Genomic DNA, 17093 nt, shown 5'->3' on the forward strand with positions numbered 1-17093 from the left:
GGACGCTCCCATGGACGCCGTCGTCGACACCATCATCCACCCGCTCGACCCCTTGAGCCTTGCCGAGATCGCGGAAGCTGTCGCGATCCTAAAGGATGAGCGCGTGCTCGCGGATACGATCCGCTTTCCGATCATTCGCCTGGAGGAGCCGACCAAGACCGACCTGGTCGCGTTTCGTGCCGGCAGGCCAAGCCCGCGCCTTGCCTTCATCCTGTCACTCGATATCTCGACCGGTGCGACCTTCGAGAGCATCGTCGATCTCACCGCCAAGACCGTCGCCGATCACAAACGGCTGGCCCATGACGAACTGCCCTATGGCCAGCCGCCGGTCATGCTCTGCGAATTCGAGACGGTCGAGGCGACGGTGAAATCCGATCCGCGCTGGATCGAAGCCGTGAAAAAACGCGGCATCACTGATGAGGACATCCCGCTCGTCCAGATCGATCCCTTCTCCTCCGGCTATTTCGGCCTGGATTTCGAAAAGGGTCAGCGCATCGTGCGCGCCGTCTCCTACTGGCGTGGTGACGAACGCGACAACGGCTATTCCCACCCGATCGAGGGCGTCGTTGCCGTGGTCGATCTGGTGAAGAACCAGGTCGTGGATCTCGTCGACGACGGCCGGATCATCCCGGTGCCGAAGAAGAAGCGCAATTACGGCCAGGAAGCCTTTCCGGAGACGCGGGCCGGCCTCAGACCCCTCGACATCGTCCAGCCGGAGGGGCCGAGCTTCACCGTCGACGGCTGGAAGGTGGAGTGGCAGAACTGGTCCTTCCGCGTTGGCTTCACCCCGCGCGAAGGGCTCGTGCTGCATGAACTCGGCATCAAGGACGGCGGCAAGACCCGTCCGATCGTCTTCCGCGCCTCGGTGACGGAAATGGTCGTGCCCTATGCCGATCCGACCGCCAACCATTTCTGGAAGAGCGCCTTCGACGCCGGTGAATACGGTCTTGGTCGTCTCGCCAACTGCCTGGAACTCGGCTGCGATTGCCTCGGCCACATCCACTATTTCGACGTGCCCTCGGCCGATGACTTCGGCCAGCCGATGGTGATGAAAAACGCCATCTGCATGCATGAGGAGGATTACGGCATCCTCTGGAAGCATTACGAATTCCGCAACGGCATCTTCGAAGTCCGCCGCTCGCGCCGACTGGTCATCTCCTTCTTCGCCACCGTCGGAAACTATGACTACGGCTTCTACTGGTATCTCTACCAGGACGGCACGATACAGCTGGAGGCGAAGCTGACAGGCATCATCCAGACAGCAGCCGTCGCCCCCGGCGAGACCTATCAATGGGGCGGCATGGTCGACGACGATCTCGGCGGCCCGACCCACCAGCACTTCTTCAACGCACGCCTGCACATGGATGTCGATGGCGGCGGCAATACGGTCACCGAGCATGAGTTCGTTCCCCGTCCCTGGGGCGACGACAACCCCTATGGCAACGTCTTCGACACCAAGACCAAGGTGCTGAAGCGCGAGTTGGATTCACCCGCTGTCGCCAATGGCGAGACCGGACGATACTGGAAGGTCCAGAACCCCAACGTGAAGAACTCGGTTGGCAAGGCGCCGGGCTACAAGATGGTGGTCATGCCGAGCCCTCTGATGCTGGCGCAGGAAGGCTCCACCGTTGCCCAGCGCGGCGGTTTTGCCAAGAAGCACATCTGGGTGACGGCCTTTGATCCGGCGGAGAAATACGCCTCCGGCGATTATCCCAACGTCCATGCCGGCGGCGACGGTCTGCCGAAATATGTCGCCCAGAACCGCGACATCGAGAATGCCGACGTGGTTCTCTGGCACTCCTTCGGCCACACGCATGTCTGCAAGCCGGAAGACTTTCCCATCATGCCGGTCGAATATGCAGGGTTCACCCTGAAGCCCAACGGCTTCTTCGACGCCAATATCGCGATGGACTTGCCCGCCGACAAGAACGGACACAGCAGGGACAATCGCGAGGCGGACTGCTGCACGCCCATACCGGAAACGACGAGCAGCTGCTGTCACTGAGGTCCAAGGACAGGAAATCAAAGGCCAGGGTGGAGGCCCTGGCCTGCAGCATTGCTGAGCCAGTTTGAACAATCTTGCAGAGACGAGCCGCAGCATCCATAAGGGTGCCATGACCTCTGATAGAAAAATATTCGTCGGCCTTAGATCCGTTCGCAAACAGTCTTCGCCCGCTCCCGAAACCACCGGTCCCCGATGCCAATGGGACGGCTGCGAAAGGGTGGGCACGCATCGCGCTCCCGTTGGGGCAGGCGCTGAAGGCCTCTACCTGCTGTTCTGTCTTGAGCATGTAAAGGACTACAACAAGGGATACAGCTTCACGACGGCGCCATCAAACACGGACGTTGCCCGGTATCAAAAAGAAGCCACTGCCGGTAGCCGTCCGACCCAGGGAACGAGAGTTCGCCAGCCGACTGAAATCCCAATGCCATCGACAATTCGATCCGGCTCGGCAAAGGCTATCAATGCCCGGAAAACTTTTGCGCAACGCGAGGCTCAAGAAGCCGACTTGCAAAAACGAAAACTCAAAGTGTTGGAAGCCAAGGCCTTCGAAACCCTCGGACTTGGTCCGGAGGCACGACCGGAAGAAATTAGAAACCGGTATAAAGAAAGGCTCAAAATGCACCACCCCGATACCAACCAGGGCAACCGCACCTCGGAAGACGTCCTTCGCGCAACGATCGCGGCGCACAAGATCCTTAAACTGAATGGATTTTGCTGAGGCTGAGCATCGTGCGGCATACATCCTCATTCTGAAATCGATTGATTGCCAAAGGCTCACTCCGCGAGGAGAAGGCGATGCGCTCCGGTTTTGAACAGGAACGAATCTACGATACCTGCATGCTACCTGTGATCGTATGGACCAGACATAGATCCCATACAGCGGGGCAGACTTGAGTAGGCCCCCTGTCGCTCGCTCCATGCGCGAAACCTTGCTCAACCGTCAGGACACCCGAGGCCTCAATCTTGGCTCGGGTTCCAGAACTTTGTAGCCGCGGTGTTCCATTGTCTCGCGGCCGATCATGGCAATCAGCTTCTCGTCCTAGACCAGCATGCCGATCTTCCAGTCACGGCTCACTTTGATGCTTTCAATCGCTTGAGCTGTGTTTGTTTTCAGCGACTTCCGGAATGAGACTTTTGAAGATCGCATCATTGGTCGCCCGCCATGTCTCGTCGGTCAGCCAGACATATTCCTGATCCGGCATCAGTGGCACGGCCTTCACCTGGTCGTTTGATATGCGCAGGAAAAAGCTCCTGCGTTTCTGATCGATCTCGAGATAGCGAAGCGGGACCACCAGGCTGTTCTCGCCGGCGACGAAGAAGCCATCCGATGCGACGATCACATAATCCCACCGGTCCTTGGTGCCGATCACGACGTTGCGAACCTCTCCGACGATCATGTCGTCCGACGTTCTCACCTCCGCTCCGACGAGCTCGCTGGCCAACAAGCCAGGATCAAGTTCATTGATGCTGACTAGGGCCCCTTCTCCGGGTTCGCCGCGGCTACCCTGGATCTGACCCAGACGGTGCCACTTTGGTTCGCCAGCGGCAAGTTGCTGATCTGCCTCATCTTCATCATTGGTGCCAAGGCTACCGATACGCGGCTCCGCAATCAGCTCCTTGATATTGCCAAGCAGCCGTTCGCAGTCTTCCTCGAGCCCATAATTCCAGAGCAGGAAGGCAGCGTCTCTCAAGGCGCGCAGATCATGAACAAGGTAACGGTTTTCGGGAGCGCGCAGTTCAGCGTTCTCGAGCACAGCCTCTTCCAACTGGGCATCCGATATGTTGCAGGCGGCCCAGCTCGCGCAGGGGCTTATCGCCAGCAGGAAAGTGCCCGCCGCGATTGATCTCAGGAATGTCATGAAAAGTCCAATCAGCGGATATTGTGCACGTCGTGCCAATATCGCACTCGCCGGAAGGGAGCGAACCGCAGACGCTGATCTTCACCGCAACAACTCGCGTCCAAGCCTTTTGTTCCATCATTTGCGATAATTCCGTCAGCCGTCGAATGGCAGCGGAGCCTCTTCGCAGAGGGAAGTGACCTCCGGATTCGGGCATGGGGTTCCAAGCTCCACTCCTGCAATCTCGGCGCCTGCAACCTCTGGCCATTGAACGGGAAGAACTGCCAGCTCGCCAATCCCGTACGAGGAGTGGCGCCGGACCTGCACCGGCACGCACGATGATTTCATTTAGATTCGCAACGCTTGGTCGGTGCGATACATGCAAGGCTCGCCCCCCACAGATGACGACATTCCTCAACCGACCCCAACACCACCGAAAATTGAAGGCTCCGGCCAAGAAACCAAAGGTTGACAATCCGATGAATGACCAATATGAAGACTTATCGATATTTTCTTGCTGAGCTTTGGTTATCGCGCGTTTGGCACCGCGCCCTGAACGAACCCTCCCTTTAAAGCATCGCTATCACCATCCGCTGCGCAATCGCGCGGTGGTCTCATCTATTGCTACGAAAGGGTTCATCATGACCACTGGCACAGTAAAATGGTTCAATTCCACCAAGGGCTTCGGCTTCATTCAGCCTGACAACGGCGGCCCGGACGCATTCGTCCACATCTCGGCCGTCGAACGCGCCGGCATGCGCGAAATCGTTGAAGGCCAGAAGATCGGCTACGACATGGAGCGCGACAACAAGTCGGGCAAGATGTCGGCCTGCAATCTTCAAGCAGCCTGATTTGGGATCTGCTTTCCCCTGACCACGGATGTACTGGCAGTGTGAGAGCGCGAAACCATAAGACCAATGAAGGTCAGGCAATTTGCCTGGCCTTTTTTTATGCCTAAACCGCAGCCGTTACTGGACTGCAGAAGGGAGCTTTCATGACGAAGGAAGCATCAGCAGAACTTCAGGCGATCAATACAGCCTGGCAGATCGCCATTCAGGAGATCCTCAGAGTGGTCGTTCGAGACATCTACATGACCGGCGACGAGCCGGCCTTCAGGTCCCAAGTCAAGCGCATTGAGGAGACGGCCGTCGACAGTATCTATACGGGCTTGGTGCTGCGTGGCACCGACGAATGGACGCAGGTTCTGGTCAAGGAAAAAGCCAGCAACTTCGTGACCACGCTGCTGACCTCGTTCACCTACGACAAGGTTTGAGGATACACTCAGCCCCGGCTTCCCAACGGCTGGCGGGGGTGCAGAGCGGATTTAAGGTTCTCGAGAAGGGCGCGCCGCTGCGCAAGGTGCTGTCGTTCCATGCCCTCGCCTTATGAGGCGACGAGCATTTCCCTCATGGCCGATACTATGGAGGCATGATCGTAAGGCTTGCTGAAGAACTTGCCCTCGACGGGAAGAAGGTCATCGCGCAACTGGCGGTGGCCCGATGCCACGATGATCTTCACGGGAGGCCATCGGTCACGCACGGCCTCTGCCAGCTTCAACCCGTCCATGCTGCCGGGCATGTCGATGTCAGTAAACATGAGCCGGATCTCAGGATGCGCATTCAGAATTTCTATGGCGTCATCGGCATTTGACGCTTCGAGGACGATGAAGCCCTCATCCTCGAGCGACATCGCGATATCCATGCGGACGATCGTTTCGTCCTCTACAACAATGACCGTGGCTCCCTTATGCGTCATTCCTCATACTTTCCATCGCCGCGACTACAGACATGACTATTGGCTTGGTGTTGTTCTGCAAACGCGCGCCCTGCCAAATTGATCCGCCGCATCTCGGTTAAGGCAAGCTCGCGTCGAGTGCATTGCCTGGATGACGATCAATTCGGGCTAATTCGTTCGACTGGGCCCCGAATGCTGCAGCGAAAACCGTCTGGGGCAAACACTATCTCGGGGACAGTGCCGAACAAAGATCCCAGAGCAGAACGCACATAGCGGGTGCCATAACCCTGGCGCGTCGGTTCGCGCACAGCCGGGCCTCCGACCTCAGTCCAGCTGAGGTAGAATTCGCGTGGATCGCCCGGGTCGACAGTCCATGAGATCTCGACATGTCCTTCCGGTCGGGAAAGTGCGCCATATTTGATGGCGTTGGTTATGAGTTCATGAATGCACAAGGCAATCGTCGTTCCAGCGTCCCGGCTGACAACGATATCTGCGCCCGTTACATCGATCCGGGTGACGCCATCGCCATTGTAGGGCGAAACAGTCAGTTCAACGACGGCAGACAGCCAGACCTCGTCGCCACCGGCTTCAAAGACAGCGGCATGTACTTTGGACAACGCCTGGAGGCGCCCGGAAAAATCGCTGGCCAGGTCCTCCACGGTTGCCGCGCCGCGTTTCGTCATCTGAAAAATCGATTGAACGCTCGCAAGAATGTTCTTGACCCGATGATTGAGCTCCAGGCGCAGCTCTTTTTCACGCTCGATGGAATCGCGAACCTCACGCTGGCGTAGGCGCACCAAAAGGTTTGACTGGATGCCGTTAACGAGTTCCAGCGGCGTGATCGGACGTGTGTAAAACAGGATACGCGCACCCGGCCACGATGTTTGCAGTTGGCTTCGGATCCGGACAACAGGTGCCGCTCTCTCCAGAAGGACGATGATCGGCACTTCGGACCAGTCAGGCTGCGCGGCAAGATGCACGGCTATTCGCGTAACAACAGACGAACTGAGCGCCTCGTGTGAAATCACGATCATGCCCGGCGACATGGCCAGGTGCTCTCCAAGATCGGCATCCGGCTTGGCAGCCTTAACATCGATCTTCTGTTCCTGGAGGAAGGCAGCGATGTAATCGGCGTCCTTGCGAAAGGGCGCAAGGACGAGCACCCAGTCCAGCTCACCATCGGTCGGGACTGCAGTCATTTTGGATCTGGAAGCGGATTATACGCGACCACGCTAACGCCTCCGCTTTCGATAATCAGTTCGCGAATGTTGAGATCATGTGGTCCGTGACGCTTTTTGACGACAGTGATATTCCGCCGGAGCCGTCCCTCGTGCTCCATGATCCGCAACAGGAGGACAGTGTCACCGAGGAAGCTGACATCGACATCAATGCCGACATTCTGGCCGATCAAGCCGTGCTGAGCAACGATCAGCATCGTCAGCACACCTGAGCGGGCGAGATATTTGAGAAGCGACTGAATGTCCCGAACGGCCTTCTCCCGATGCGGCAGAGAATTCAGATAGCCGGTCAAGCTGTCGATCACGACGACGCGCGCCTTGTTCTCGGTAACCGCATCCTGGACGATCTGTCCAAACTCCCCGGGCGAGATTTCGTTGGGATTGAAATCGCGCAAGATCAGCTTGCCGTCCTTATGGAACTGCCGCAGCTCCATGCCCAGACCTTCAGAGCGACGGAAGAATGTCTCCAACCGCTCCTCGAACAGGAACAGGGCGACATTTTCGCCGCGTTCGAGTGCTGCTGTCGCGTAGAGTGACGACATGGTCGACTTGCCCGTGCCGGACTGACCAATCACAAGCGTTGTCGTCCCAGACTCCTGTCCGCCGCCGAACATCTCATCCAGCTCTGCGACGCCCGACTTGATCAGTTGGGGCTTGGAGCTCTCCGACGCAGTGCTCGGCATGATGCGAGGGAAAACCACCACGCCCTCGCCTTCCCGGATGGCCATATCGTGATAACCATCGGCGATCGGCACACCGCGCATCTTCGAGACCTCGATGCGGCGACGAACTCCGCCGTATTCTTCGAGAGACTTGTCGAAACGGATAACGCCGTGCGCGAGACCTTCGACCTCCTCCCCGCTGCAATCGGCCCCAGCTGTCTGAGTATCCAGGAGCAGCGCCACGACATTCCTTTTTGACAGGAAGGACTTGAAACCGATCAGTTCACGACGGAAGCGGGGACTATCGCCGGTTACAAGGCGTATCTCCAGCAGGGAGTCGTAAACGAGACGACGGGGCTTGTGCTCTTCGATCGCCGCCTCGATCGCCTTGCGCGTTTCATCCAGACGAAGGTCGGCCGTCAGAAAAATGCTCTGATCATCAGCCTCGTGGACCGAGCCAGACGTGGACAGCTCTTCGACCCGGATGCCATCAAGCGTCCACCCATGCGAGGCAGCGATCGCCTCCAATTCAGCGGCGGTCTGCGACAGCGTGACATAAATGCAGTTTTCGCCGGCTTCAACTCCGGCACGCAAGAACTGCAATGCAGCAGTGGTCTTGCCTGAACCAGGCGCACCCTGGAGCATGTAGAGGTTCGATGCCGGGAGACCTCCGCGCAGGATTTCGTCGAGGCCAACGATACCGGTGCTGACGACCGCAGGCTTTTTCTGTTTGGGCATGGTTATCTTCCGCTATGATCATAGGCGCATTTCGAAATCGACGCGCGCTTCAGCCGAGAAGAGACGCTTGCCACTTATATGTGTCTCTTTCGAAACTTCAATGATTGGCTTGACTTGACCATGCTGTGCTGAGGCTTCTTGTCCGCACACGAAGCAGCGGTTCGCCTTTCCAGCAACGGGCTGGCCTGCGACTACGCGCGGCAGCGGTATCAGCCCATCGGGACGGCGTTTGTCGACTGTGACAATATTTCAGCCCGTCTCTCGAAAGTTTTTCTGCCGTCTTTAAATCCCATCAGGACAGGGCAATGCTCGCAGCAGCCATCAAAATGGCGGAGGGTATCGTTCGACTGAGGAAGACATTGGTCAACCGGAAGCCGCTTAAACGAGCGTTGGTGCGCGGATCCGAAGCAACTGCCCGGCACTCCGCGCCCCTACACAACCTCACATCCTATTCTTCACAAGGGAAACCCGGCAGACACCAATCAGAATTCTTCCCAGCTTTCGGTGCTGGCCGCAATGGCAGCCGAGCCCTTGGCACCGAACGCCTTGGCGATCTTGCCGACCATACCACGGGCCGGTGAAGGTGCCGGAGCAGCATTAGGGTGGGCAGCCATGACGGCGGCTGTCGAGCGAAGTACCGCAGCCGGCGCCTTGCCTCCGTCGAGATCGAACTGCCCGATCAGTTCGCGCAGACGGCTTGCTTCGCTGGCCAGCGTCGCCCCGGCGGCATTGGTTTCCTCCACCATGGCGGCGTTTTGCTGGGTCACTTGGTCCATCTGGTTGACGGCCGTGTTGACCTCGTTGAGGCCAAGCGACTGCTCCCTAGAAGATGTGGCGATCGAATCCATGTGCTGGTTGATCGTGACGATGTAGGCTTCGATCGTTTTCAACGCCTCGCCCGTCTGGCTTACGAGCTGGACACCGTTGGCCACCTCGACGGAGGAGTTCCGGATCAGCGCTTTGATCTCCTTGGCGGCCGTAGCCGACCGCTGCGCCAGTTCACGGACTTCCTGTGCAACGACGGCGAACCCCTTGCCGGCATCCCCGGCGCGGGCCGCTTCAACCCCGGCATTCAGCGCCAGGAGATTGGTCTGGAATGCGATATCATCGATGACGCCGATGATGCTGGAAATCTGGTTCGACGACTGCTCGATCTTGCCCATGGCATCGACCGCATTGGCGACGACCTGGCCCGACGCCGTGGCGTTCTGGTTTGCCTGGATGGCAACGGCACGGGCCTCCTCGGCACGCTTGGAGGAGTTGGAGACATTGGTCGTGATCTGGTCCAGCGCAGCAGCGGTTTCTTCGAGCGAAGCCGCCTGCTGTTCCGTGCGCTTGGAGAGATCGTCGGCGCTGTGGCTGACTTCACGAGAGCCGCTGTCGATCGCACCGGTCGCCTTGGATATCGACGTCAAAGTGTCCTTCAATTGCAGGACCGCCTGGTTGAAGTCGGCACGCAGGCTTTCAAACTCGTCGGCGAAGGATTGGGACAGCTGGAAACCGAGATTGCCGGCAGCGAGCTGCTTGAGGCCGTCGGCAAGGCCGCTGGTCGCCTGGGCCATCGCTTCGGTACGGATGCGATCCTGCTCGGCGGTCCGGCGGCGCTCTTCCTCGGTCTGGCTGCGCTGGCTTTCGCTCTCCCGCTCCAGCTGCTTCGCGTGGATGGCGTTGTCCTTGAAGACCTTGACCGCGCGCGCCATGGCGCCGATTTCGTCCGGACGGGTCTCTCCTTCGACGAGAGCGTCGAGGTTGCCGCCGGCCAGCTGCGACATGGTCGCCGTCAGGCGTCCAAGGACGCCGCCGAGTGAGCGCGCAAAGACGAAGAAGCCGATCAGTGACAGCAGCGAGACGATCAGCGTTCCGGCGATGGTAGACCAGAGTGCAGCCTGCGCATCCTCCACCACCGCAGTGACGTCGGAAGCAATTTCCAGTACGCCGATCTTGGTGCCTGAGAAATTGTTGAAGGGAACGGTCTTGACGATCATGGTCCCGGTGGCGGTCGTGACCTGCTCGTGGACCGGCGTGCCCTCGAAGGCTGCCTGCAGTGTTTCGGGCGACAGAAATGTGCTTTCGGATGTAGAGGCCTGCTTCATCAGCTTTCCGTCGACCAGAATGTGCACGGCGATTTCGCCGCCGATGCGGTCGGAGAGCGGTGTGAAGTAGGCATTGGCCAGGCCGGTACCGACATCCACGATGCCAACGGTGTTTCCATCCCGGACGACAGGTGCTGAGGCGAACGTGCTCACGGCCGCAAGGCCCGGCTCGGTGCCGGCCACGAGCTTGCCAGAGGACAAGGCTTCCACCACCGTCTTGCGGCGGCCCTTCATGTCGTCACCGAACTTCTCTGGATTATGGATGCGCGCAACCACTTCACCGTTGGCGTTGGCGAAGGTGATCAGCTGCAGTCCGCCTTCGCTGATGATCGCGGGCAGCGAGCCCGCGAAGCGGCCGAGTATCTCGTCGCGGGCATTGGTTTCGATCAGCCCCGCAATCTCCGGCTGGCCGGCCAGCGCCAGGGCAAGTGCCGAGGCAGCCTTCTTCTGGGCCGCCATGTCCGTCTCAATCAGAGCAAGGTCGCCCGCCACTTCGCGGTTCAGAGCATCCTCGGTCGCAACGGACTGGCGATACCAAGCCGTACCACCGATGGCGACACTGGAGAAAAGAACAGCAGCAAAACCGCATACGGTTAAAGTCATCCACAAAGGACGTTTGATCTGAACTTCGCTCATATTCTCCACCCATCAAATTTAGTAATTGATGAATAGCAACTGGATATAAATTTTTACTAAACTGCCAAATGAAAGTTTTACTCCCTTTGATATCTCACTTCCCAGACGGGTTAGTGGGTTCGCCTGAGCCCAGACCACGGGACGATTGCGCTCGTGTTCAGTCATCCGACCGAAGCCATGGCGAAGCACTATTCGAGACGCGCCGACATGACCCGGCATGCGACATCAGTCGTTCCGAATTTCGGGGAGGAACTGAACAAACGGAAAACGAGAGTTGTCAAACCGGGCGGCTGAAACTGTCAAACCCGAGAAATCAAGGAGATGTAAAATCTCCGGAAAGCATAGACACATCAAGGAATTTAAATGGTGCCCGGAGGCGGATTTGAACCACCGACACGCGGATTTTCAATCCGCTGCTCTACCAACTGAGCTATCCGGGCATCTCGGCTTGTTTGCGAAGCCTGCCGGTCTCTTTTGAAGACCGCCGGGACATATCCCCGGGAGCGAGCGGGGTTATAACATCTTGTTCGGCCATGTCCAGCGCCTGAAGGCACTTTTTTGAAGAAGATGTGAAAATCGCCGAAAGTTGAACGAGAACAAGGGGATCACGAGTAGGGTCGGATGCCTGCATCGCGTTCAGAAGTAGCCGTCGTCCTCGGCCTTGGACTCGTCGTCGGCGACTGGAATGGCGTATGAACCCTTCAGCCAGCGCGACAGGTCGAGGTTGCGGCAGCGGTCCGAGCAGAAGGGATAGTTTTCCCGCGTCGAGGGACGCCGGCATTCGGGGCAAGGCAGCGCCTTGCGCAGCGGCTCGACCTTGGCGGTCCGCTGATGATCTCCTTCCGCCATGGTCAGCCCTCCGTCCAGCCTGTGTGCACGTCGTAGCCCTCGCCCGAGAGCATCTGCAGCGTCTCGAAGAGCGGCAGGCCGACGACATTGGTGTAGGAACCGACGATCTTCTGTACGAAGCTTCCAGCAATGCCCTGGATGGCATAGGCGCCGGCCTTGCCACGCCATTCGCCTGACGCGAGGTAGCATTCGATGTCATAGCCGGAGAGCCGCTTGAAGCGGACCTTGGTCTCGACGATCTTCTGGCGCAGCTTGCCATCGGGGGCGATCAGGCAGACGCCGGTGAAGACCCAGTGGCTGCGGCCGGAGAGAAGATGCAGCGCCGAAGAGGCCTCCTGCATCAGTTCCGCCTTGGGCAGGATGCGGCGCCCAACGGCGACCACGGTGTCGGCCGCCAGAATGTAACTTCCGCCCCAGGTCAGATCCTTGCGGACCTGCTGATAGGCCGCACCTGCCTTGTCCGCAGACAAGCGACGGGCGAGAGAGCGCGGATGTTCGGATTTCTTGGGCGTCTCGTCGAGATCCATCGGCATCAGGCGTGCGGGCTCGATGCCCGCCTGCTTGAGGAGATCCACGCGGCGCGGCGACCCGGAGGCCAAAATCAGCTTCTGTCTCAATTCCATCCGAACGCGCTCCTCAGCCTCACGTCAAAGGCCAAGGCTTACTTGAAGCGGTAGGTGATACGGCCCTTGGTCAGGTCGTAAGGGGTCATCTCGACCAGAACCTTGTCGCCGGCGAGAACGCGGATGCGGTTCTTGCGCATGCGGCCGGCGGTGTGGGCGATGATTTCGTGTTCGTTTTCGAGCTTCACGCGGAAGGTCGCGTTCGGCAGCAGTTCCGTGACGACGCCGGGGAATTCGAGGACTTCTTCTTTAGCCATAGAGTTGTTGTCTTTCCTGGGGTTTTAAAGGGAGCGCACGACGGGCCCCGAAAATGTGGGCGGAAACTACACAATCGCCCGGCATTTGTGAACCTTGTAGATTCGGCTTTTGGATTTTGTTTCAAGAGGGGCAAAACCGGCCCTAATCCGGGGCCAGAACCAGCCTGTCCCGGATCAGCTTCGTCAGGCGATCCCGCACGTCTCGATAGGCGGTGAGCCGCTGTTCTCGACTGCCGGTTTCGACCGTCGGATCCGGCATCGGCCAGTATTCGACCTCGACGGCAGACGAACGCGTCAGTTCGAGTGCCGCGTGATGGGCTTCCGGTGTCAGAGTGATGACGAGATCGAAATAGTCATCCGCCATATCTTCCAGGGTTTGCGGCTGGCGCCGGCCGAGCGAGAGGCCGATCTCGTCGAGCACGACATCGACGAAAGGATCGCGCTCGCCCTTCTTGACGCCGGCAGAGGCAATCCAAGTGCCGGATGGCAGGGACTGTTTGGCGATCGCCTCGGCCATGGGGCTGCGAATAACATTCTGGCCGCACATGAACAGGATCGCGCCGGGCCGCGAGGCGCGGCGGCTCTCCTTTGCCCCCTCGGTCACCGGCCCTAGCCCCGCCAATAGAGCACGCAGACCAGGGTAAAGAGACGGCGGGCGGTGTCGAAGTCGATCTTGATCTTGCCCGAGAGCCTGTCCATCAGCGTCTGCGAGCCGTCGTTGTGAATGCCCCGGCGTCCCATGTCGATCGCCTCGATCTGCGACGGCGTCGAGGAGCGGATGGCTTCATAATAGCTTTCGCAGATCATGAAGTAGTCCTTGATGATCCGCTGCAGGGGCGTCAGCGACAGGATGTGGACGGCGACGTCTTCGCCGGTTTCGGTCTTGATCGAGAAAACCAGCTTTCGGTCGACCAGCGAGAGGAAGAGCTTGTAGGGGCCGCCGGGATGCCCAGCCGGCTCGAAGGTGTTTTCCTCGATCAGGTCGAAGATGGCGACGGCCCGCTCGTGCTCGACATCAGGCGTCGAGCGCCCGATGGTCTCGTCCAGCACGACATCTGAGAGCCGGAATTCGCCCGCCGCCATTTGCTAGTCCCCAAGATTGAGGCGGATGGCGACGGAGCGGGCATGGGCTTCGAGCCCTTCCGATTTCGCGAGCGCTATCGCCGCCGGTGCCAGCTTGCGCAACTGCTCCGGCCCGAGCCGCAGGATCGAGGTGCGCTTGACATAGTCCAGCACCCCTAGCCCCGAGGAGAAGCGTGCGGATCGTGCCGTCGGCAGGACGTGATTGGATCCTCCGACATAGTCGCCGATCACTTCCGGCGTATGGCGGCCGACGAACATCGCGCCGGCATTGCGGATGCCCGAAATCAGAGGCTCAGGATCGTCGACTGCGAGTTCGAGATGCTCTGCGGCGATGCGGTTGGCGAGCGGAATGGAATCCTCGAGCTTCGCCACCTTGATGATCGCGCCGAAATCCCGCCAGCTGGCCGAGGCCGTTTCCGCGCGCGGCAGGGATTTCAGCTGCCGTTCGACGGCGGCCTCCACGGCTTCTCCCAGGGCACGGTCATCGGTGATGACGATGGACTGTGCACCCGGATCGTGTTCGGCCTGGGCGAGAAGGTCGGCCGCCAGCCAATCCGGATCATTGTCCTTGTCGGCAATAATGAGAACTTCGGAGGGACCGGCGATCATGTCGATGCCGACGGTGCCGAAGACATGGCGCTTGGCAGCGGCGACATAGGCATTGCCGGGGCCAACGATCTTGGCGACGGGGGCAATCGTTTGCGTGCCATAGGCAAGGGCCGCAATCGCCTGGGCACCGCCGATACGATAGATCTCGGTGACGCCGGCGATGCTGGCTGCGGCGAGCACAGTCGGGTTGATGGCACCGCCGGTGGCGGGAACGACCATGACGACGCGCGGGACACCGGCCACCTTGGCCGGCAGTGCATTCATCAGCACCGAACTCGGATAGCTCGCGGTGCCGCCCGGGACATAGAGGCCGACGGCATCGATCGCGGTCCAGCGCGAGCCGAGGCCGACCCCGATTGCATCCTCGTAGATGTCGTCCTTCGGCATCTGTCGCGCATGATGGCGCTCGATGCGTTCAGCCGCGAGCTTCAACGCGTCAATCAGTTCGGGCGCAGTTGCAGCCAGCGCATCCGCAATCTCGTCCTGGGTGACCTGCATGGCAACCGTGGCGAAATCGACGCCGTCGAAGCGCCTGGAATAGTCTGCAAGTGCCGCGTCACCGCGCGCGCGCACGTCGTCGATGATCTTGCGCACCGCGTCGTTGACGTCGTCGGAGACTTCACGCTTGGTCGTCAGGAAGGCGGCAAAACGCGCCTCGAAATCTCCCGATGCCTGATCCAGCCAGATTGCCACGCCCCGTATTTCCCTCTTAAGCATTTCCAATTCGATGACGCCGCGACAAACAGGCGTCACAAGCCGATTCAGCCCGCCTCGTGCTCCGGACGCGCCGTCGTTTCCCAGGCGCCGCCGGTGTCAGCCAGCTGAGCCTCGATGCATTCCACTTCAAGCGCGATCGTGCCGCCGCCGGCAAGAAGGAGTTCCACCACGCCATCCGGGCCCTCGCCCTTCGGCACATAACGGATCGCGAGAAGGCTCATCACCTCGTCAGCCTTGGCCCGATCAAATCCGATCGAGCGCACGGCCTCGACTCGTTTGAAGCTGAGGGCCGCGCGGCGGCGCTCGAAGCTCTTCGTCGCACGTGCCGCCTTTTCCCAGACGAAGCGGTTGGCGGCGAGAGAAAACAGGCCCGAGCGGGCCGAAAAGGTCAGGTCACCGACCTTGAACACGGCGTCCTGCATATGGGCCGAGATGATCGCGAGATCATCGGCATCGAGCGCCAGCAGCTTCAAGTCCGTCATGTCACCTCACAGTATCGCCTTTCGGCGGTGCCCGTCGAATTTCATGTTTTCGACATAGGTTGCGGCTTGTCCAGTGGCAACGGGGCAAAAAGACTTTTCGCCCCGTATCGCTGTAAGAGTGCGACCGAGCCAAGGGCTCAGTCGCTGATGCGCTCGACGATGGCGCCGCAGCGGGTGAGCTTTTCTTCCAGTCGTTCGAAACCGCGGTCGAGATGGTAGACGCGGCTGACCATGGTCTCGCCTTCGGCCGCGAGGCCGCCGATCACCAGCGACACCGAGGCGCGCAGATCGGTTGCCATGACCGGGGCGCCGCGCAGGCGGGTGACCCCTTCGATGCGGGCTGTCTGGCCAGACAGCGTAATCTTGGCGCCGAGGCGGGCCAGTTCCTGCACATGCATGAAGCGGTTCTCGAAGATCGTCTCGGTGACATGCGACACGCCATTCGCACGGGTCATCAGACCCATGAACTGCGCCTGCAGGTCGGTCGGGAAGCCCGGGAAAGGTTCGGTCACGATATCGACCGGGCGGATCTGATCGCCATGGCCGATGACGCGGATGCCGCCTTCAACGGCCGAAACTTCGGCGCCGGCGCGACGGATAGCCTCAATGGCCGTGTCGAGGAGCGTGATGTCGGTGCCCGAAAGCGTCACGTCACCGCCGGTCATGGCAACGGCCATGGCATAGGTGCCGGTCTCGATGCGGTCGGGCAGAACGCGGTGACGCGCGCCCGAGAGGCTGGTGACGCCCTCGATCGTGATGGTGGAGGTGCCAGCGCCTGAAATCTTCGCACCCATGGCGTTCAGGCAGTTGGCGAGATCGACAACCTCAGGCTCGCGGGCGGCGTTGCCGATCACGGTCGTACCGCGGGCAAGCGATGCCGCCATCAACATGACATGGGTCGCGCCGACCGATACCTTCGGGAAGGTGTAGCGGGCGCCGATCAGGCCGCCCTTCGGGGCCTTGGCATTGATGTAGCCGCCGTCGATTTCCATCTCGGCGCCGAGAGCCGTCAGGCCCTCGATGAAGAGATCGACCGGACGCGTGCCGATAGCGCAGCCGCCTGGCAGCGAAACACGGGCCTGGCCTTCGCGGGCAAGCAGCGGGCCGATGACCCAGAAACTGGCGCGCATCTTGGACACGAGTTCATACGGTGCCGTTGTATCAGCCACCGTGCGGCAGGTGAAATGCACGGTACGCGAATAGGAGCCGTCCTGGTGTTCGCGGCGGCCGTTGACGGCGATATCAACGCCATGATTGCCGAGAATGCGGATCAGGCCTTCAACGTCTGCCAGATGCGGCACGTTTTCGAGCGTCAGCGTATCGGACGTCAGAAGCGAGGCGATCATCAGGGGAAGCGCTGCGTTCTTGGCGCCCGAGATCGGGATGATCCCGTTCAACGCATTGCCACCAACAATCCTGATGCGATCCATGAGAGCCTGCGATACGGGCGAGAAATGCCCGCCTTTCCTTGAGAAGGTGTGAGGGGAAGCCAATCCGGCGAGGCTGGCTCTTTAGACGAAAAGAACGGA

The 17093-nt window shown here is 59.9% G+C and carries 17 protein-coding genes and 1 tRNA gene; 4 read left to right on the forward strand and 14 right to left on the reverse strand.

Annotated features, from left to right (window positions below):
• Nucleotides 1-10: 10 nt before the first annotated feature.
• Together E9677_RS03660 and E9677_RS03665 are read left to right on the forward strand one after the other, a co-directional pair.
• Nucleotides 11-2005, forward strand: a complete 1995-nt coding sequence (locus tag E9677_RS03660) for a primary-amine oxidase (RefSeq protein WP_136556714.1) — start codon at nt 11-13, stop codon at nt 2003-2005.
• A 109-nt stretch (nt 2006-2114) separates the two neighbouring features.
• Complete coding sequence (locus E9677_RS03665) at nt 2115-2723, forward strand: J domain-containing protein (RefSeq protein ID WP_136556715.1); 609 nt, start codon at nt 2115-2117, stop codon at nt 2721-2723.
• 367 nt (nt 2724-3090) lie between these two features.
• On the opposite strand, the gene E9677_RS03670 is transcribed toward E9677_RS03665, so the two are convergent.
• Nucleotides 3091-3864, reverse strand: a complete 774-nt coding sequence (locus E9677_RS03670; RefSeq protein ID WP_205910096.1) for a PRC-barrel domain-containing protein — start codon at nt 3862-3864, stop codon at nt 3091-3093.
• Nucleotides 3865-4484: 620 nt separating this feature from the next.
• Between E9677_RS03670 and E9677_RS03675 the strand changes: the two genes are divergently transcribed.
• Both E9677_RS03675 and E9677_RS03680 read left to right on the forward strand, forming a co-directional pair.
• Nucleotides 4485-4694 carry a cold-shock protein gene (locus E9677_RS03675; RefSeq protein WP_007605510.1) on the forward strand — a complete coding sequence of 70 codons (210 nt, stop codon included), beginning with the start codon at nt 4485-4487 and terminating at the stop codon, nt 4692-4694.
• 143 nt (nt 4695-4837) lie between these two features.
• A complete protein-coding gene (locus E9677_RS03680; protein WP_136556717.1) occupies nt 4838-5116 on the forward strand; it encodes a hypothetical protein in 279 nt (92 codons plus the stop codon).
• Between the two features lie 110 nt (nt 5117-5226).
• Here the strand turns inward: E9677_RS03680 and E9677_RS03685 are convergent, their stop codons facing one another.
• The 13 genes from E9677_RS03685 to murA form a co-directional block, all read right to left on the reverse strand.
• Nucleotides 5227-5598 carry a response regulator gene (locus E9677_RS03685; protein ID WP_136556718.1) on the reverse strand — a complete coding sequence of 124 codons (372 nt, stop codon included), beginning with the start codon at nt 5596-5598 and terminating at the stop codon, nt 5227-5229.
• A 137-nt stretch (nt 5599-5735) separates the two neighbouring features.
• Nucleotides 5736-6776: a sensor histidine kinase gene (locus E9677_RS03690; protein WP_136556719.1), complete on the reverse strand. Its 1041-nt coding sequence runs from the start codon at nt 6774-6776 to the stop codon at nt 5736-5738.
• Nucleotides 6773-8215, reverse strand: a complete 1443-nt coding sequence (locus E9677_RS03695) for an ATPase domain-containing protein (RefSeq protein WP_136556720.1) — start codon at nt 8213-8215, stop codon at nt 6773-6775. Before E9677_RS03695 ends, E9677_RS03690 begins: the two co-directional genes overlap by 4 nt.
• Nucleotides 8216-8697: 482 nt before the next feature.
• Nucleotides 8698-10944 carry a methyl-accepting chemotaxis protein gene (locus tag E9677_RS03705; RefSeq protein ID WP_136556722.1) on the reverse strand — a complete coding sequence of 749 codons (2247 nt, stop codon included), beginning with the start codon at nt 10942-10944 and terminating at the stop codon, nt 8698-8700.
• Nucleotides 10945-11308: 364 nt separating this feature from the next.
• Nucleotides 11309-11384, reverse strand: a tRNA-Phe gene (locus E9677_RS03710).
• 196 nt (nt 11385-11580) lie between these two features.
• Nucleotides 11581-11793, reverse strand: a complete 213-nt coding sequence (gene yacG, locus E9677_RS03715; protein ID WP_136556723.1) for a DNA gyrase inhibitor YacG — start codon at nt 11791-11793, stop codon at nt 11581-11583.
• A 2-nt stretch (nt 11794-11795) separates the two neighbouring features.
• On the reverse strand, nt 11796-12416 hold the full coding sequence (locus E9677_RS03720) for a Maf-like protein (protein WP_136556724.1): 621 nt from the start codon (nt 12414-12416) through the stop codon (nt 11796-11798).
• A gap of 38 nt (nt 12417-12454) precedes the next feature.
• On the reverse strand, nt 12455-12673 hold the full coding sequence (infA, locus tag E9677_RS03725) for a translation initiation factor IF-1 (RefSeq protein WP_004435948.1): 219 nt from the start codon (nt 12671-12673) through the stop codon (nt 12455-12457).
• A 142-nt stretch (nt 12674-12815) separates the two neighbouring features.
• Nucleotides 12816-13220: an arsenate-mycothiol transferase ArsC gene (locus E9677_RS03730; RefSeq protein ID WP_235882866.1), complete on the reverse strand. Its 405-nt coding sequence runs from the start codon at nt 13218-13220 to the stop codon at nt 12816-12818.
• Between the two features lie 62 nt (nt 13221-13282).
• Nucleotides 13283-13756: a UPF0262 family protein gene (locus E9677_RS03735; protein WP_136556726.1), complete on the reverse strand. Its 474-nt coding sequence runs from the start codon at nt 13754-13756 to the stop codon at nt 13283-13285.
• A gap of 3 nt (nt 13757-13759) precedes the next feature.
• On the reverse strand, nt 13760-15058 hold the full coding sequence (gene hisD / locus E9677_RS03740) for a histidinol dehydrogenase (protein WP_136556727.1): 1299 nt from the start codon (nt 15056-15058) through the stop codon (nt 13760-13762).
• A gap of 68 nt (nt 15059-15126) precedes the next feature.
• Entirely contained in the window at nt 15127-15564 is a 438-nt protein-coding gene (locus E9677_RS03745; RefSeq protein WP_136556728.1) for a DUF2948 family protein, read from the reverse strand.
• Nucleotides 15565-15701: 137 nt separating this feature from the next.
• Nucleotides 15702-16994 (reverse strand): UDP-N-acetylglucosamine 1-carboxyvinyltransferase, encoded by a 1293-nt coding sequence (murA, locus tag E9677_RS03750; protein WP_136556729.1) that lies wholly within the window; start codon nt 16992-16994, stop codon nt 15702-15704.
• Between the last annotated feature and the right edge of the window lie 99 nt (nt 16995-17093).

This window comes from Peteryoungia rhizophila, from assembly GCF_004912145.1.
GTDB classification, from domain to species: domain Bacteria; phylum Pseudomonadota; class Alphaproteobacteria; order Rhizobiales; family Rhizobiaceae; genus Allorhizobium; species Allorhizobium rhizophilum.

What these genes read in the sequence shown, in the direction of transcription:
- E9677_RS03660 (WP_136556714.1), top strand. Translation starts at nt 11, where the DNA reads ATGGACGCCGTCGTCGACACCATCATCCACCCGCTCGACCCCTTGAGC.
- E9677_RS03665 (WP_136556715.1), top strand. Translation starts at nt 2,115, where the DNA reads ATGACCTCTGATAGAAAAATATTCGTCGGCCTTAGATCCGTTCGCAAA.
- E9677_RS03670 (WP_205910096.1), bottom strand. Translation starts at nt 3,864, where the DNA reads ATGACATTCCTGAGATCAATCGCGGCGGGCACTTTCCTGCTGGCGATA.
- E9677_RS03675 (WP_007605510.1), top strand. Translation starts at nt 4,485, where the DNA reads ATGACCACTGGCACAGTAAAATGGTTCAATTCCACCAAGGGCTTCGGC.
- E9677_RS03680 (WP_136556717.1), top strand. Translation starts at nt 4,838, where the DNA reads ATGACGAAGGAAGCATCAGCAGAACTTCAGGCGATCAATACAGCCTGG.
- E9677_RS03685 (WP_136556718.1), bottom strand. Translation starts at nt 5,598, where the DNA reads ATGACGCATAAGGGAGCCACGGTCATTGTTGTAGAGGACGAAACGATC.
- E9677_RS03690 (WP_136556719.1), bottom strand. Translation starts at nt 6,776, where the DNA reads ATGACTGCAGTCCCGACCGATGGTGAGCTGGACTGGGTGCTCGTCCTT.
- E9677_RS03695 (WP_136556720.1), bottom strand. Translation starts at nt 8,215, where the DNA reads ATGCCCAAACAGAAAAAGCCTGCGGTCGTCAGCACCGGTATCGTTGGC.
- E9677_RS03705 (WP_136556722.1), bottom strand. Translation starts at nt 10,944, where the DNA reads ATGAGCGAAGTTCAGATCAAACGTCCTTTGTGGATGACTTTAACCGTA.
- yacG (WP_136556723.1), bottom strand. Translation starts at nt 11,793, where the DNA reads ATGGCGGAAGGAGATCATCAGCGGACCGCCAAGGTCGAGCCGCTGCGC.
- E9677_RS03720 (WP_136556724.1), bottom strand. Translation starts at nt 12,416, where the DNA reads ATGGAATTGAGACAGAAGCTGATTTTGGCCTCCGGGTCGCCGCGCCGC.
- infA (WP_004435948.1), bottom strand. Translation starts at nt 12,673, where the DNA reads ATGGCTAAAGAAGAAGTCCTCGAATTCCCCGGCGTCGTCACGGAACTG.
- E9677_RS03730 (WP_235882866.1), bottom strand. Translation starts at nt 13,220, where the DNA reads ATGTGCGGCCAGAATGTTATTCGCAGCCCCATGGCCGAGGCGATCGCC.
- E9677_RS03735 (WP_136556726.1), bottom strand. Translation starts at nt 13,756, where the DNA reads ATGGCGGCGGGCGAATTCCGGCTCTCAGATGTCGTGCTGGACGAGACC.
- E9677_RS03745 (WP_136556728.1), bottom strand. Translation starts at nt 15,564, where the DNA reads ATGACGGACTTGAAGCTGCTGGCGCTCGATGCCGATGATCTCGCGATC.
- murA (WP_136556729.1), bottom strand. Translation starts at nt 16,994, where the DNA reads ATGGATCGCATCAGGATTGTTGGTGGCAATGCGTTGAACGGGATCATC.